This is a genomic window from Halorubrum rutilum (genome assembly GCF_024494565.1).
The window spans coordinates 22,095-35,169 of record NZ_JANHDN010000005.1; the positions used below are offsets into that span (position 1 = coordinate 22,095).

Here is a 13,075-nt window from a genome sequence, read left to right on the forward strand (position 1 = left end):
GTACATTGGATACACGAAAGGCTAAGAAACCCCCTCGCGTTGATCCGTCAACGCGTCGTTCCGACGCGCCCACCGCTCATGAGCTCAGACCAGACCGCTGACCCCGACATCGTCGTGTTGCGCGAGGGGACGGAAGGCCTGTCGATGGCGTCGTACGCGGACGCGCTCCGCGAGCGGCTCCCGGACCGGACGGTCGCGCTCGCGCGGACGCCCGCCGAGGAGCGCGACCTCGTGCCGCGGGCCCGCGTCGCGACCGGCATCACCCTCGACGCCGACCTCCTCGACCGCGCCGACCGCCTGGAGCTGTTCGCGTGTACCTTCGCCGGCACCGACCACGTCCCGACCGACGCGCTCCGCGAGCACGGCGTTCGCGTGACGAACGCGGGCGGGATCCACGCCCCGGGCATCGCCGAGCAGTCGATCGCCAACATGCTCGTGTTCGCGCGGAACCTCCACGAGGGATTCCGCCGGAAGGCGAACGGGGAGTGGCGCCACTTCCAGTCGCGCGAGTTCACCGACAGCACGGTCACCGTCGTCGGGCTCGGCTCGATCGGCCAGGCCGTCGTCCGGCGGCTCGCCGGCTTCGAGGTGGAGACGATCGGGATCCGCTACACGCCCGAGAAGGGCGGCCCCACCGACGAGGTGCTCGGCTTCGACGACGAGGATGTCCACGCGGCGTTCGCTCGGACCGACTACGTCGTCCTCGCGTGCCCGCTCAACGACCTGACCCGCGGGATGGTCGGGGAGGCGGAGCTGGCGACGCTCCCGCCGAACGCGGTCGTCGTCAACGCGGCCCGCGGCGGCCTCGTCGACACCGACGCCTTAGTGTCCGCGCTCCAGACCGAGGGGATCCGCGGCGCCGCGCTCGACGTGACCGACCCCGAGCCGCTCCCGTCGGACCACGTCCTCTGGGACTTGGAGAACTGCCTCATCACCCCGCACACCGGCGGTCACACCCCGAAACACTGGGACCGGCTGGCCGACATCGTTGCGGACAACGTCGACGCGCTGGAGGAGGGCGGGGAGTTGGAGAACGCGGTCGCCACGCCCGACTGACTTCGTCGCGATCGATCGAGGCGTATCGCCGCGCGAGGTACGCGTCTCGACCGGAGCGGGACGGCTCGATCGCCGGACCCCGTGTTTAAGTCGGTGTACGGCCAATTCGACATATGGGAATCGTTCGGGATTCAGAACACAGCGACGGTGCGCCGACGATCGAAGGGACGGGAATCCGTGTCAGAGACGTCGCCTCGGCGTACGAACACAGCGGCTACGGTCCCGACGAGATCACGCAGTTGTACCCCGATCTCAGTCTCGGTGACGTCCATCGGGCGCTCGCGTACTACTACGACCACATCGACGAGTTCCGGTCGTCCTCGTCCGAACCGGCCTCGGCCTGATGAGACCGCTGTACCGCGCACCTACAGCACAGACCCGAGAGCGATCGCTCGATTCAGTTCCTGTGAGGCGCCTCTCGTCACCGCTCAGGCCGTGAACAGCTCCCGCGGGAAGTCGGCCAGCGTCTCCGCGCCGGTCGCGGTGACGCGGAACGTCTCGCTGATCTCCATGCCGACGTCGGAGGTCCAGATGCCGGGGATCATGTGGAACGTCATGTCCGCTTCGAGGACGGTCTCGTCCCCGGGGCGGATGCTCGCGGTGTGTTCGCCCCAGTCCGGCGGGTAGCCGAGCCCCATCGAGTAGCCGATGCGGTCCTCCTTCTCGATCCCGTACCGCTCGATGGTCTCCCGCCACGCCTCCTCGACGGTCTCGCATTTGACGCCGGGCGCCGCGGCGTCCAGCGCCGCCTCCAACCCCTCGACGACGATGTCGGCGGTCTCTTCGAGCTCGGCCGGGGGATCGCCGACGAACGTCGTCCGGGCCAGCGGCGAGTGGTAGCGGTGCCGACAGCCGGAGAGCTCGATGATCACCGGGTCGCCGTCCTCGTACCGCCGGTCCGTCCAGGTGAGGTGCGGCGTGCCGGTGTGATCGCCAGAGGGCATCAGCGGGACGATCGCCGGGTAGTCCCCGCCGAACTCGTCGGTCCCGTCGATGAGCTGCCGGTAGACCGCGGAGGCGACCTCGTACTCCGGGACCCCCTCCCCGACCGCGTCGAGGCCGGCCCGCATCGCGTTCTCGGAGATGCGGGCGGCCTGCCGCATGTACTCCAGCTCCCGCTCGGACTTCCTGATCCGGATCCAGCCGACGAGCAGCGTCGCGTCCTCGAAGTCGGCGTCGGGGAGGTTCCCCCGCAGCCGCGTGTACGACTTCGCGGTGAAGTAGGCGGCGTCCATCTCCAGCCCGATCCGGCCGTCCGCGACGCCGAGCTCGTCGAGGACGCCCGCGACGTAGTCCATCGGGTGGAGGTCGCGGGGCGACTGCACGTGGTCGTCGCTGTACGCGCGGATGCTCTCCTCGGCGAGGTGCGTCGTCGCCCGCGCGCCGTCGCCGTCCATGTCGCGACCGATCCAGACCGGCTCGTCGCGGTCGGGCGTGACCACGACCGCCTGGTGGACGTAAAAGGACCAGCCGTCGTAGCCGGTCAGGTAGTTCATGTTCGCCGGGTCGCTGACGACGACCGCGTCGAGGTCGCGCTCGCGCAGCCGCTCTTTCGTCCGGGCGACCCGCCGCTCGTACTCGGCCTCGTCGAAGACGTGTTCGCGTGGCATGCGGGGCTCTACGAAGGGAATCCGGGAGCAGCGGCATAAATTTACCGTGTATTATACAAACGAATTCTGTGTACGTATTCACCGGCGTTCCCCGGGAATTCGCTCCGAAGCGTCGCTGAGGCGCCCTCCGAGCGATCCCGGGAGAGCGGTCGAGAGGGGGTAACGCCGGCAGTTCGTCCGGCTTGCTCGGTTTTTTGTGTCTCGTCCACGGAGGATCGATCATGCTACACAGCACCGGGCCGCTGCTGTCGATCGACGTCGGCGCGCGGACGACGGCGGAGACGGACATCGGGGGGGTTCAGGAGCGATACATCGGCGGGCGCGGCGTGGCGACGCGGCTCGCGCACGAGCGGATCCCGTTCGACGCGGACCCGCTCGGTCCCGAGAACCGGGCCGTCTTCACCACCGGGCCGATGCAGGCGTCCCAGATGAGCTTCACGGGGCGGACGAACTGCACCGCGGTGTCGCCGCTGACGGACGGGCTCCTCTCGTCGAACGCCGGCGGCTTCGTCTCTCGTCACCTCGCGGCGACGGGGTACGGGGCGATCGAGCTGACCGGCGCGAGCGACGAGCTGGTGATCGTCCACGTGCGCGACGACGGCGTCGAGTTCGAGGCGGTGCCGGGGCTCGCCGGGGCCACGGTCCCGGAGACGACCGGCTACCTGGAGGACGAGCGCGACATCTCCAGCGACCGGACGGCCGTGATCGGCCCCGCGGGCGAGAACGAGGTCCGGTTCGCGTCGATCATGACGACGGAGGAGCGCGCGTTCGGCCGCGGCGGGCTGGGGGCGGTCCTCGGCGCGAAGAACGTGAAGGCCGTCACGTTCGGCGGCGACTCGGCGCCCGAACTCTCGATCGACGCGACCGCGACCGATATCCACCGCGAGGCCGCCACCGAGGACCACATCATGAAAGAGCAGGGGACGGTGGCGGTGATGGACCTCGCGAACGAGATGGACGGGCTCCCGTCGTACTACTTCTCCGAGCGCTCCTTCGAGGGCGTCGAGGGGATCAACGGCGCCGCCGTCGCGGAGAAGAAGTACAAGAAGGGGACCTGTTCGGCCTGCGCGTTCGCCTGCAAGCTCCCGACCCGCGACGAGGCGCGCGGCGTCGAGACCGAGGGGCCCGAGTTCGAGGTGGCGATGGCGTTCGGCTCCAACGCCGGGGTCGACGACGTCGTCGACGTGATGGAGTCGAACCGCCTGTGCGACGAGTACGGGCTCGACGCGATCTCGATGGGGAACACGATCGCCGCCTACCTCGCCGCCGAAGACGAGTTCGGTAACCGCGAGCTCATCTGGGACCTCGTCGAGAAGACCGCCCGCCGAGAGGGCGTGGGGGACCGGCTCGCCGAGGGGATCGGTCGGATCCACGACGACCTCGGCGTGGGGAACTGGTCGGTGAAGAACATGGACTTCGCGGCCCACGAGGGGCGGCTCCTCCACGGACAGGCGCTCTCGTACGCGGTCGCGAACCGCGGCGCCGACCACATGTACGCGACGTTCTACTCGGTGGAGTACCCCCTCGTCGAGGAGGGGGAGGCGATGGCGCCCGCGGGGTTCGAGGGGAAGGCCGAGCGGCTCGTCGAGCGCGAGAACCTGATGGCGCTCAACGACAGCGGCGTCGTCTGCAAGTTCTCCCGCGACTTCATGACGCCGGAGCGGTACGAGCTCCTGTTCGACGCCGACTTCGAGGAGCTGCTCGCGGCGGGCGCGCGGACCGTTACCTTGGAGCGCCACTTCAACAACCGGCGCGGCCTCGACGGCGATGACGACCGGCTCCCGTACGAGGCGGAGCTCCCCGGCCTCGACGACGCCATCGACTCGTACTACGAGCTCCGCGGGTGGAACGACGACGGCACGGTGCCCGAGTCGGCGCTGCCGGCGTAGGACGGACGCGCGGCCGACTTCCGACCCGGGGACCGCGGACGGGGTGACGACCGAACCGCCGCGCCGGGTTCACCTTTATATATCTTGTCACGATACGACGCGTATGTGCCCGGCGATCGACTCGATCCGGATCCTCCACGTCGACGACGAGCCGGACGCCGCCGACTCGGTCACCGCGTTCCGCCAGCGGGCGGACGACCGTTTCGTCACTGAGACGGCGACGAGCGCCGGTGCCGGGTTGGAACTGCTCTCCGAACGCGAGTTCGACTGCGTGATCTCGGAGTACGATCTGCCTCGGACGGACGGGATCGAGTTCCTCGAAGCCGTCCGCGAGGACCACCCGACGCTCCCGTTCATCCTCTTCACCGGAGCCGGAAGCGAGGAGGTCGCCAGCGAGGCCATCGCCGCGGGCGTGACCGACTACCTCCCGAAGGGGAGCGACTCCGACGGCGATACCGTCCTGAGCGACCGCGTCCTGGACGCCGTCGAGTCCGCTCGGTCGGGACCGGACCCCACCGAGCGCACCCGCAAACTGCGCAAGTACGAGCGCATGGTCAACACGATGCAGGAGGCCGCCTGCATCTACGACCCGGACGGCCGCTTCGACACCGTCAACGAGTACCTCGCCGAGTGGTACGGGACCACTCGGGAGGAGATCGAGGGGCGACGGAGCGCCCTCATCGCTCACATCAGACGGCAGGGACAGACCGATCGATACGAGGAACTGCTCGACGGGGACCGCGCGGAGATCCACGGCGAACTCGAGGACGAGTTCCCGGGACGCGGGCGCGCCGTCCTCGAATATCGCCTGACGCCGCTGACCGTCGAGGGGAGCGTCGAAGGCGCCGTCGGCGTCGCGAGGGACATCACCGAGCACCGGGAACGCGAGCGGGAGCTGCGGCGGCAGAACGAGCGGCTCGACGAGTTCGCGAGCGTCGTCTCCCACGACCTCCGGAACCCGCTTCAGCTGGCCGACGGTCGGCTGGAGCTCGCCAGGGCGGAGTGCGACACGGAGCACTTGGCGCACGTCGATCGCGCCCTAGACCGGATGGACGCCCTCGTCGAGGACCTGCTGACGCTGGCGCGGGACGGCGAGGCCGCCGCCGACCGCGACCGGGTCGACCTGGCGGCGGTGGCCGAGGAGTCCTGGGGCACCGTCGAGACGGCCGACGCGACCCTCGTCATCGACACGGACCGAACGGTCGACGCCGACGAGAGCCGCCTCAGGCAGGTCTTCGAGAACCTCGTCGGGAACGCGATCGAACACGGGGGCGACGACGTGACCGTGACCGTCGGCGACCTCGACGACGGCTTCTACGTCGAGGACGACGGACCGGGGATCCCCGAAGACGACCGAGAGGACGTGTTCGACGCCGGGGTCTCGACGACCGAAGCGGGGACCGGCTTCGGGCTGCGCATCGTCGAGCAGGTGGTCGAGGACCACGGCTGGGAGGTCGCCGCGTCGGACGGCCGCGACGGCGGCGCGCGGTTCGAGATCACCGGCGTCACCGACGGGTCCGAGTAGGGCGCTCGGGCTCCGGGCCCCTCGACCGCGGGCGACTACTCGGCGACCGCCAGCTCCGCCGTCGCCGCGATCGCGTCCGCGATGACCTCGGTGCCGACCTCCGCCTGTCGCCGCGTCAGGACGAGCGGCGGGAGCAGCCGCAGGACGTTGCCGTACTGGCCCGCCGTCCAGACGAGGACGCCGTGCTCGTAGCAGTACTCCTGGATCGCGTCGACGCGGTCGTCGTCCGGGTCGCCGTCGGCGTCGACGAACTCGACGCCGACGAAGAGCCCCTTCCCGCGGACCTGGCCGACCCCCGGATCGCCGTCGCCCGCGTCGCTGAGGCGGTCGCGGATCCGCGCGCCGACCTCGGTCGCGTGGTCAAGCAGGTCGTGCGACTGAATGTACTCGATGGCGCGCAGGCCGCCGACCATCGCCGGGACGTGCCCGCGGTAGGTGCCCGCGTGGTCGCCCGGTCCCCAGGTGTCGAGGTCCTCGTGGTACATCGTCCCCGACAGGGGCTGGCCGTTGCCGCCGAGCGCCTTCGCGGTCGTCATCACGTCGGGCGTGACGTCGTAGTGCTCGGACGCCCACCACTCGCCGGTGCGGCCCATCCCGACCTGGATCTCGTCGAACATCAGCGGGAGGTCGTTCTCGTCGGCGATCTCGCGGAGCCCAGAGAGGAACCCGTCCGGCGGGGCGACGACCCCGCCCTCGCCCTGGATCGGCTCGACGAAGATCCCCGCCGGGTCCGTGAGGCCGCCGTACGGCTCCTCGACGATGGCTCTGACCTCGTGGAGCGCGTGCTCGACCGACGCCTCGGGACTCCGCCCGTCCTGGAACGGGTACGGGAACGGCGCGTGCACCACGTCGGAGAGCAGCGGGCCGTACGGCTGCTTGAACTTCTTGTTCGCCGTGATGCTCATCGCGCCGGCCGTCGCCCCGTGGTAGGAGTTCCGGAAGGCGATCAGCCCGTTTCCGCCGGTGTTGTACTTCGCGAGCTTGATCGACGCCTCGACGGCGTCGCTTCCGGTCGGGCCGCCGAAGACGAACCGGTTGTTGCCGGCGAGGTCCCCGGGCGCGATCTCGTCGAGCTTGTCGATGAGGTCGAGGCGAGGTTCCGTCGGGAAGTCGACGGTGTGGGTGAGCTTGTCGATCTGCTCGTGGACGCCCTCGTTGACGTACGGGTTCGCGTGGCCGACGTTGTACACCCCGATGCCGGCGAAGAAGTCGAGGAACACGTTGCCGTCGGCGTCCTTCAGCGTGGCGCCCTTCCCCTCCTCGAACGCGAGCGGGATGTCGTTCGGGTACGCGACCGCGCTGCTGTCGATCTCGCCCTGCCTGTCGAGGAGGCGATGCGAGTTCGGACCGGGGACTCGGTCGACGCTCGGCTCCTCCGCGAAGTGTAGGTCGTGTATCGGCGGTCCTGGCATACCCCAACCGATACGATCCGCCCACATAGAATTGATGCAACCAGCAATCAATGACAGTGTATACGGAATTCGTTTTCAGATCGCGGTCGACGCCGTCGGATCGCCGCGACGCCGCGGCCGGATCAGGCCTCCGCTCGACGGACGAGCGCTCGGAAGTTCTCGAACGCCCGCCCGGCGGTGACCTCCTCGAACGAGTGACCGCGCGAGTCCCACTCGAAGTCCTCGACGAGCCGGTCGCGGTGGGCGGCCGTGATCTCCGGGTGGAACTGGACCGTCCACAGGGGCGCCGTCCGGTGACGCGTGCCGAACACGCGGGCGTGAGGCGCCGACGCGATCACGTCCATCCCCTCGCCGGGGTCCGTCACGGCGTCGCCGTGTAGCGAGACGACGACCGGGTCGACCCCCTCGAACAGCGGGTCGTCGTCGAGGGTCGCCTCGACGAGCGCCGCGGTCGTCCCGACCGCCTCGACGCTCCCGCCGAGCGCCGCGTTGGCGACCTGGTGTCCGAAGCAGACGCCGAGCGTCGGGACCTCCCGCTCGACCAGCTCGCGGACGAGCGCCTCCTGCTCGGCGATCCACGGACGGCTCTCGGCCTCGTAGACGGCGGCCGTGCTGCCCGTCAGGACGACGCCGTCCGCCTCGTCGACCGGCACTCGCTCGCCGGCGACGAAGTCGACCTCCTCGGCGGTCGGGAACGCCGCCGCGAGCGCGTCGCAGTGGTACTCGCAGTCGGCGTCGACCTCGTTCCGGACGACGTACAGCTCCGACGGGCCCGTGGTGGCGGTTGTCACACGCGTCCGTTCGTCGGCGCCGGCCTTATCGTTTCGGCTCGTCGGATCGGTCGTGTCGGTCCTGTGACGCGGGTCGGTTCGTCACGGCGAGATGCGCGGGACCGGATTCGAACCGGAGGAAGACGTGCTCACTCGCTTCGCTCGTTGCGCGCGACTTCCGGGGTTCGAATCCCGCGCGCAGACACGCCTCTCACGTTCGTTCGAGGCGGTATGCGCGGGACCGGATTCGAACCGGCGGACCCCTACGGGATAGCGTCCTAAGCGCTACGCCTTTGGCCTGGCTCGGCAACCCGCGCGCGGACTACCGTACCCGAGTGGCTCAAAAATAGTTGTCGCTACCGCCCCGCGGCGCTCGCCTCGCCCCGCGTCCCTCAGAGCTCGGTCTCGAACGGCAGCAGGTCGAGCACCGCCTCCTCGCCGACCCGGTCGATGAGCCGCTCCGCGAACAGCACCGCGGCGACCCCGAGCCCGATCCCGAAGAGCGTGTCGGAGAGGTAGTGGGTACCGAGGTAGATCCGCGAGAAGGAGATCAGTCCGGCGAAGCCGGCGGTGACCGCGAAGGGCAGCACGTCTGAGTCGCGCGCGATCGTCGCGTACGCCGTCACGGCGGCGGCGTGTCCGGAGGGGAACGAGCTCGTCACGCCGGTGTCGCCCTCGGTGATACAGACCGGGTCCGGCGGGAACGGGCGCTCGACGAGCGACATCAGCCCCCAGACGACGACGCCGAGCAGCGACAGCGCGACGACGCTCGTGACGAACTCCTCGCGCCAGCCGGCGAGGTAGAACAGCCCGACGAACACGGCCCCGGCCGTGACGGAGCCCAGGCCGGTCATCGACGTCATCATCACCGTCAGAATCCCCGTGCGGATCGCTCCGATGAACTCGACGGTGAGCCGATCGACCCAGTAGACGGAACTCAGAATCTCCCCGATCAGCGCGTACATGCGTGGCCGAACCTATCGGCCGGACGACCATAGGGGTCCCGTTCAGGCGCAGAACTCGCAGTCGCAGTACGCGGCGCAGACGGGGTTGTCGCAGTCGGCGTTACGCGCCGAGCAGTGCGTCCGGCCGTGCCGGATCAACAGCACGTGGAGCGGGTAGGTCAGCTCGTCGGGCACCAGTTCGTCGAGCGCGTCGTGCGCCGCCTCGTTCGACGCCGACTCCGGGACGGGCCCGAACCGCTTCGAGACGCGCTCGACGTGGGTGTCGACCGCCATCGTCGGCTTGCCGAAGTGGAAGTTCAGGACGACGCTCGCGGTCTTCGGGCCGACGCCCTTGATGTCCGTGAGCCACGCCTTCGCGTCGTCGGTCGCCATCGCGTCGAGGAAGGCGAGCGAGTAGGCGCCGCCCGTCTCCTCGCGGATCGCGGCGAGCGCGCGCTGGATGCGGGCGGCCTTCTGGTCGGGGAGCCCCGCCACCCGGATCGTCTCGGCGAGCTCGTCGTGGTCGGCCGCCTCGATCGCCGCGAAGTCGTCGTACCGGTCGAACAGCGACTCGGACGCACGGCTCGTGTTCTCGTCGGCGACGTTCTGCGAGAGGATCGTCGTCACCAGCTGGCGCACGCCTTCCCCGGGCTCGGCGGTCGGGTCGGCGCCGTGCTCGGCGGCCCGGTCCACCGGCTCGTACAGCGACACCAGGTCGTCGTGCAGCTCTCGCACCCGCGTCTCGTCCCACGCTTGCGTGGACATATCCGGGGTACGGGCGACACCGACTTTAGCGCGACGGCCGGGGCGACCCGGACCGCCGCTCGATCGGCCCCCGGCCGCCATCGCGGCGCCCCCGCTCCGCGCGGCCTTTTTATATCGCACCGTCCAACGGACGGGCATGTACCGAGCGAGCGATCGCGTCGACAACGCGGCGTGGATCGACCGGCTCGACGACGCGTGCGCGACGCTCGACCTCGACGACGAGGCGCTCTCGACGGCGACGGACCTGTTCCTGTCCCGAGCCCCCGAGGACGACCGCGGGAAGCGCGTCGCCGCCGCCGCCAGCCTCTACGCCGCCGCGCTGATCCGCGGCCAGGAGCGCTCGCAGTCCGCCGTCGCCGACGCGATGGACGTCTCGCGGCTCTCCGTGCAGAAGCGCTGGAAGCCCATTTTGAAAGACGCCGGCTTCTCGCCGCCGACGTGGTAGCGGGTCCGGGAGACGCTTCTCCGAAGCGGGTCGCCTCTCGACGAGACCCGTCTCCGTCGATCGGCTCGCACCGGCGACATATTTATATATGAATGTAAAGTACGCTTTACTGTAAAGCGAGCTTTACACTCGTGCCCTCCCATGAGCGAACACACCGCTCCCGCGACGGCGGGGCCGGCCGCGCGGAAACGGTACAAGCGCATCGCCTACGGACTGCTCGGCGCCGGCATCGCGGCGCTGTTCGTCGCCGTCGCCCTCGACCGGTTCGTCCTCGGCGTCGCCTGCTACTGGGCCGGCGGTATCGGCATGGGGCTCGTCCAGCGGTTCAGCCCCGTGACGCTGTACGACGAGCGCGACGACGCCATCGAGCGCCGGGCCAGCCAAACCACGCTGAACCTCTTCGCGTACGTCTTCGTCCTCGGAACGCCGGGCGGGCTGGTGTTGGCGGAGACGGGGTACGTCGACCTCCCCGGCGAGTTCTACGGCGCGACGTGGACCCTGTTCGCGGTGTACGTCGCCTTCGGGGCCGCCGTCCTCTACCACAGGCGACGCACATGAACGCGGCGACCCACCGCCGTCTGCCATGAGAAACGACATCCGCGAGCGACGCGCCGAGACGGGCGAGAGCCAGGCTGACCTCGCCGCCGCGGTCGGGGTCACCCGCCAGACGATCAACGCGATCGAGCGCGAGCGCTACGACCCCTCGCTGGAGCTCGCCTTCGCGCTGGCCGACCACTTCGGCTGCCGGATCGAGGACCTGTTCGACCCGGAGGAGTGAGATCGTGGTCCCGTGGCGACTCACCGCGGCGTCGCGACGACGCCGAGGTGGTCCTCGTGGTACCGGTCGAGCCGCCGCGTCTCCAGAACGTCGTAGCTCTCGCGGAGCTCGTCGAGCGCGGCCTCGAACACGTCGCCGGGCTCCGCGGTGGCGTCCTCGCTGCGCGCCTTCACCGCCAGCAGCAGCCGACCGTCGTCCGCGAGGAACCGCGCGTTCCGCGCCGCCACGGTCGCCTGTCCCCGCGTCGCCACGTCCTGGACGATCGCGTCGACGTCGGCCTCGACGACGTGCGCGTACGTCTCCGGCTTCCGGGCGTCCTTTAACAGGGGGAACAGCCGATCGCGCGGCTCCGCGGCGTCGAGGAGGTCGCGGGCGGGCCGCGGGGCGAACTCGACCGCGTACGTCGGCCCCGCGAAGTCGGCGACGTGGCTGACGGTCGTCCCGCTCGCGGCGCCGAGGTACAGGACGGTCTCGCCGCCGGTCAGGCCGGTGTCGAACCCGAGTTCGAGCATCCCGCCGAGCTTCGAGCGCTCGGGGTCCCACGCCCGCCAGCCGTCGGCGGTCGGCTCGCCGTACACGGGGTCGCCGCGCGTCGCCAGCCGCGTCTCGCCGGCGATCTCGCGGCGCTCGACGCCCGCGGGCAGGTCGGGGTCGCTCACGCGTCGCCCTCCGACGCGTCCGGGGCGTCGTCGGCGTCGCCGGCGCCGTCGTCCTCCCCGTTCCCCGTCTCGGCTCGCGCCCGGATCGTCGCCATCCGCTCGCGGAGCTCCGCGTGGAGGGTCTCGCGGCGCTCGCCCGAGTAGTGGTCGACGCGGGCCGCGAGCGTCAGCTTCCCGGCGAGCGCCCGCGCGGCCGACCCCCGGTCCTCGGGCCGGGTGTTTCGGACGTAGTCGTGGGTGTAGATGATCCCGTGCTTCGGCGAGGGCGCGCGCCCGGAGAGGTGCGCGAACAGCGCGTCCTCCGCGCCGAGCACCTGCACGGTGCCGGAGGGCTTCTTCGCGAGCGGCTCCAGCCCGCCGGCGAGCGCGATCAGCCGCGCCGCGAGCTCCGGGCCGGCCATCTCGGCGAGGTTCGGCGCCACCGCGGGCGCGACCCGGTCGATCGCCTCCGCGAGCGCGTCGCGCTCGGCGGCCAGCTCGACGACCCGCTCCGCCAGCGACACGGCGCGGCGCTCCAGTTCGCCCTCGGGCTCGCGGGCCGCGACCGCGCGGGCGCCCTCGATCCCCGGCTCGGCGTCGTCGAACAGGCTCCCCGCCCACTCGGCGGCGCGCTCGGCCAGCTCGTTAGCGGTGCGCTCGCAGTCGTCCATCGCTCGCACGGCGTGGATCAGCTGTCGGTCGTCGGCGCGCTCGCGCTCGCGGACGGTCGCCCGCGTCGCCGCCACGGTCGCCTCGCGGAGCCGGTCGTAGTAGTCGTCGGTCGAGTCGGCGAACCCGGCGTCGACGGCGAGCGCCGGCCAGTCCCGGGGCTCGTCGGCCTCGCCGTCCGCGATTCGGTCGCGGGCGGCGTCGACCGCGTCCCGTCCGGCGGCCTCGTCCGCGGCGCGACCCGCGAACCAGCCCGCGTCGGCGTCGGTGTCGGTCATCGCTCGTCGCTACTCGTTCCCGTCGTATAGGCGTTCCCGAACGGCCGCGGGGGCTCGTGACCCCGATGACGCCCGCCGTGCGGTCGCCGCGTCGTCGGCCGCGTCCCGCGTCGCTTCGGTCCCGTCGCCTCGTGTCAATCCGTGAAAGTTACTCTCTGACCGCCGAAACCGGTCGATCCGGGCGGCGGGCTCCCCCGAGAATCGCAGCCCTCCTCGCCGGTGGGACGGAACGTCGACGCCGACGATGCGAGAGCGCTAACGGGGTTTTTGGGGCAAATTTTATTATTCTCAATTTA

Annotated in this window: 14 protein-coding genes and 1 tRNA gene; 7 read left to right on the forward strand and 8 right to left on the reverse strand. The window is 70.4% G+C overall.

Annotation, left to right across the window (positions count from 1 at the left end; all coding sequences use genetic code 11):
* Positions 1 to 78 precede the first annotated feature (78 nt).
* Positions 79 to 1,056 carry a D-2-hydroxyacid dehydrogenase gene (locus tag NO900_RS11095; protein WP_256409292.1) on the forward strand — a complete coding sequence of 326 codons (978 nt, stop codon included), beginning with the start codon at positions 79 to 81 and terminating at the stop codon, positions 1,054 to 1,056.
* A 113-nt stretch (positions 1,057 to 1,169) separates the two neighbouring features.
* Positions 1,170 to 1,400, forward strand: coding sequence for a DUF433 domain-containing protein (locus tag NO900_RS11100; RefSeq protein ID WP_092567054.1), 231 nt, complete (start codon positions 1,170 to 1,172; stop codon positions 1,398 to 1,400).
* Between the two features lie 84 nt (positions 1,401 to 1,484).
* Here NO900_RS11100 and NO900_RS11105 read toward each other — a convergent pair whose 3' ends face one another.
* The gene (locus NO900_RS11105; protein WP_256409293.1) at positions 1,485 to 2,666 is read right to left on the reverse strand and encodes a M24 family metallopeptidase; all 1,182 of its coding nucleotides are present in this window, start codon (positions 2,664 to 2,666) and stop codon (positions 1,485 to 1,487) included.
* A 221-nt stretch (positions 2,667 to 2,887) separates the two neighbouring features.
* On the opposite strand from NO900_RS11105, the gene NO900_RS11110 reads away from it, so the two are divergent.
* On the forward strand, positions 2,888 to 4,555 hold the full coding sequence (locus NO900_RS11110) for an aldehyde ferredoxin oxidoreductase family protein (RefSeq protein ID WP_256409294.1): 1,668 nt from the start codon (positions 2,888 to 2,890) through the stop codon (positions 4,553 to 4,555).
* Between the two features lie 103 nt (positions 4,556 to 4,658).
* The gene (locus NO900_RS11115) at positions 4,659 to 6,080 is read left to right on the forward strand and encodes an ATP-binding response regulator (RefSeq protein ID WP_256409295.1); all 1,422 of its coding nucleotides are present in this window, start codon (positions 4,659 to 4,661) and stop codon (positions 6,078 to 6,080) included.
* Positions 6,081 to 6,115: 35 nt separating this feature from the next.
* Here the strand turns inward: NO900_RS11115 and NO900_RS11120 are convergent, their stop codons facing one another.
* The 5 genes from NO900_RS11120 to NO900_RS11140 form a co-directional block, all read right to left on the reverse strand.
* Positions 6,116 to 7,492 carry an aspartate aminotransferase family protein gene (locus NO900_RS11120; RefSeq protein WP_256409296.1) on the reverse strand — a complete coding sequence of 459 codons (1,377 nt, stop codon included), beginning with the start codon at positions 7,490 to 7,492 and terminating at the stop codon, positions 6,116 to 6,118.
* 122 nt (positions 7,493 to 7,614) lie between these two features.
* Positions 7,615 to 8,283 carry a type 1 glutamine amidotransferase gene (locus tag NO900_RS11125; protein WP_256409297.1) on the reverse strand — a complete coding sequence of 223 codons (669 nt, stop codon included), beginning with the start codon at positions 8,281 to 8,283 and terminating at the stop codon, positions 7,615 to 7,617.
* A 211-nt stretch (positions 8,284 to 8,494) separates the two neighbouring features.
* Positions 8,495 to 8,579, reverse strand: a tRNA-Leu gene (locus NO900_RS11130).
* 75 nt (positions 8,580 to 8,654) lie between these two features.
* Positions 8,655 to 9,227: a phosphatase PAP2 family protein gene (locus tag NO900_RS11135; RefSeq protein ID WP_256409298.1), complete on the reverse strand. Its 573-nt coding sequence runs from the start codon at positions 9,225 to 9,227 to the stop codon at positions 8,655 to 8,657.
* A 42-nt stretch (positions 9,228 to 9,269) separates the two neighbouring features.
* Positions 9,270 to 9,971 carry an endonuclease III domain-containing protein gene (locus NO900_RS11140; protein ID WP_256409299.1) on the reverse strand — a complete coding sequence of 234 codons (702 nt, stop codon included), beginning with the start codon at positions 9,969 to 9,971 and terminating at the stop codon, positions 9,270 to 9,272.
* Between the two features lie 136 nt (positions 9,972 to 10,107).
* On the opposite strand from NO900_RS11140, the gene NO900_RS11145 reads away from it, so the two are divergent.
* From NO900_RS11145 to NO900_RS11155, 3 genes are all read left to right on the forward strand, one after another.
* Positions 10,108 to 10,416 (forward strand): transcription initiation factor IIB family protein, encoded by a 309-nt coding sequence (locus NO900_RS11145; RefSeq protein ID WP_256409300.1) that lies wholly within the window; start codon positions 10,108 to 10,110, stop codon positions 10,414 to 10,416.
* A gap of 141 nt (positions 10,417 to 10,557) precedes the next feature.
* Complete coding sequence (locus NO900_RS11150; protein ID WP_256409301.1) at positions 10,558 to 10,974, forward strand: DUF2178 domain-containing protein; 417 nt, start codon at positions 10,558 to 10,560, stop codon at positions 10,972 to 10,974.
* A gap of 25 nt (positions 10,975 to 10,999) precedes the next feature.
* The gene (locus NO900_RS11155) at positions 11,000 to 11,194 is read left to right on the forward strand and encodes a helix-turn-helix transcriptional regulator (RefSeq protein WP_256409302.1); all 195 of its coding nucleotides are present in this window, start codon (positions 11,000 to 11,002) and stop codon (positions 11,192 to 11,194) included.
* A gap of 20 nt (positions 11,195 to 11,214) precedes the next feature.
* On the opposite strand, the gene NO900_RS11160 is transcribed toward NO900_RS11155, so the two are convergent.
* Together NO900_RS11160 and NO900_RS11165 are read right to left on the reverse strand one after the other, a co-directional pair.
* Positions 11,215 to 11,853 carry a fibrillarin-like rRNA/tRNA 2'-O-methyltransferase gene (locus NO900_RS11160; RefSeq protein ID WP_256409303.1) on the reverse strand — a complete coding sequence of 213 codons (639 nt, stop codon included), beginning with the start codon at positions 11,851 to 11,853 and terminating at the stop codon, positions 11,215 to 11,217.
* Positions 11,850 to 12,779 carry an NOP5/NOP56 family protein gene (locus NO900_RS11165; protein ID WP_256409304.1) on the reverse strand — a complete coding sequence of 310 codons (930 nt, stop codon included), beginning with the start codon at positions 12,777 to 12,779 and terminating at the stop codon, positions 11,850 to 11,852. The genes NO900_RS11160 and NO900_RS11165 overlap by 4 nt, the downstream gene beginning before the upstream one ends.
* Between the last annotated feature and the right edge of the window lie 296 nt (positions 12,780 to 13,075).

Bases quoted from the DNA above. Each gene is read 5' to 3' on its own strand.
- NO900_RS11095 (WP_256409292.1), top strand. From the start codon at position 79: ATGAGCTCAGACCAGACCGCTGACCCCGACATCGTCGTGTTGCGCGAG.
- NO900_RS11115 (WP_256409295.1), top strand. From the start codon at position 4,659: ATGTGCCCGGCGATCGACTCGATCCGGATCCTCCACGTCGACGACGAG.
- NO900_RS11150 (WP_256409301.1), top strand. From the start codon at position 10,558: ATGAGCGAACACACCGCTCCCGCGACGGCGGGGCCGGCCGCGCGGAAA.
- NO900_RS11105 (WP_256409293.1), bottom strand. From the start codon at position 2,666: ATGCCACGCGAACACGTCTTCGACGAGGCCGAGTACGAGCGGCGGGTC.
- NO900_RS11135 (WP_256409298.1), bottom strand. From the start codon at position 9,227: ATGTACGCGCTGATCGGGGAGATTCTGAGTTCCGTCTACTGGGTCGAT.
- NO900_RS11120 (WP_256409296.1), bottom strand. From the start codon at position 7,492: ATGCCAGGACCGCCGATACACGACCTACACTTCGCGGAGGAGCCGAGC.
- NO900_RS11110 (WP_256409294.1), top strand. From the start codon at position 2,888: ATGCTACACAGCACCGGGCCGCTGCTGTCGATCGACGTCGGCGCGCGG.
- NO900_RS11145 (WP_256409300.1), top strand. From the start codon at position 10,108: ATGTACCGAGCGAGCGATCGCGTCGACAACGCGGCGTGGATCGACCGG.
- NO900_RS11100 (WP_092567054.1), top strand. From the start codon at position 1,170: ATGGGAATCGTTCGGGATTCAGAACACAGCGACGGTGCGCCGACGATC.
- NO900_RS11140 (WP_256409299.1), bottom strand. From the start codon at position 9,971: ATGTCCACGCAAGCGTGGGACGAGACGCGGGTGCGAGAGCTGCACGAC.
- NO900_RS11155 (WP_256409302.1), top strand. From the start codon at position 11,000: ATGAGAAACGACATCCGCGAGCGACGCGCCGAGACGGGCGAGAGCCAG.
- NO900_RS11165 (WP_256409304.1), bottom strand. From the start codon at position 12,779: ATGACCGACACCGACGCCGACGCGGGCTGGTTCGCGGGTCGCGCCGCG.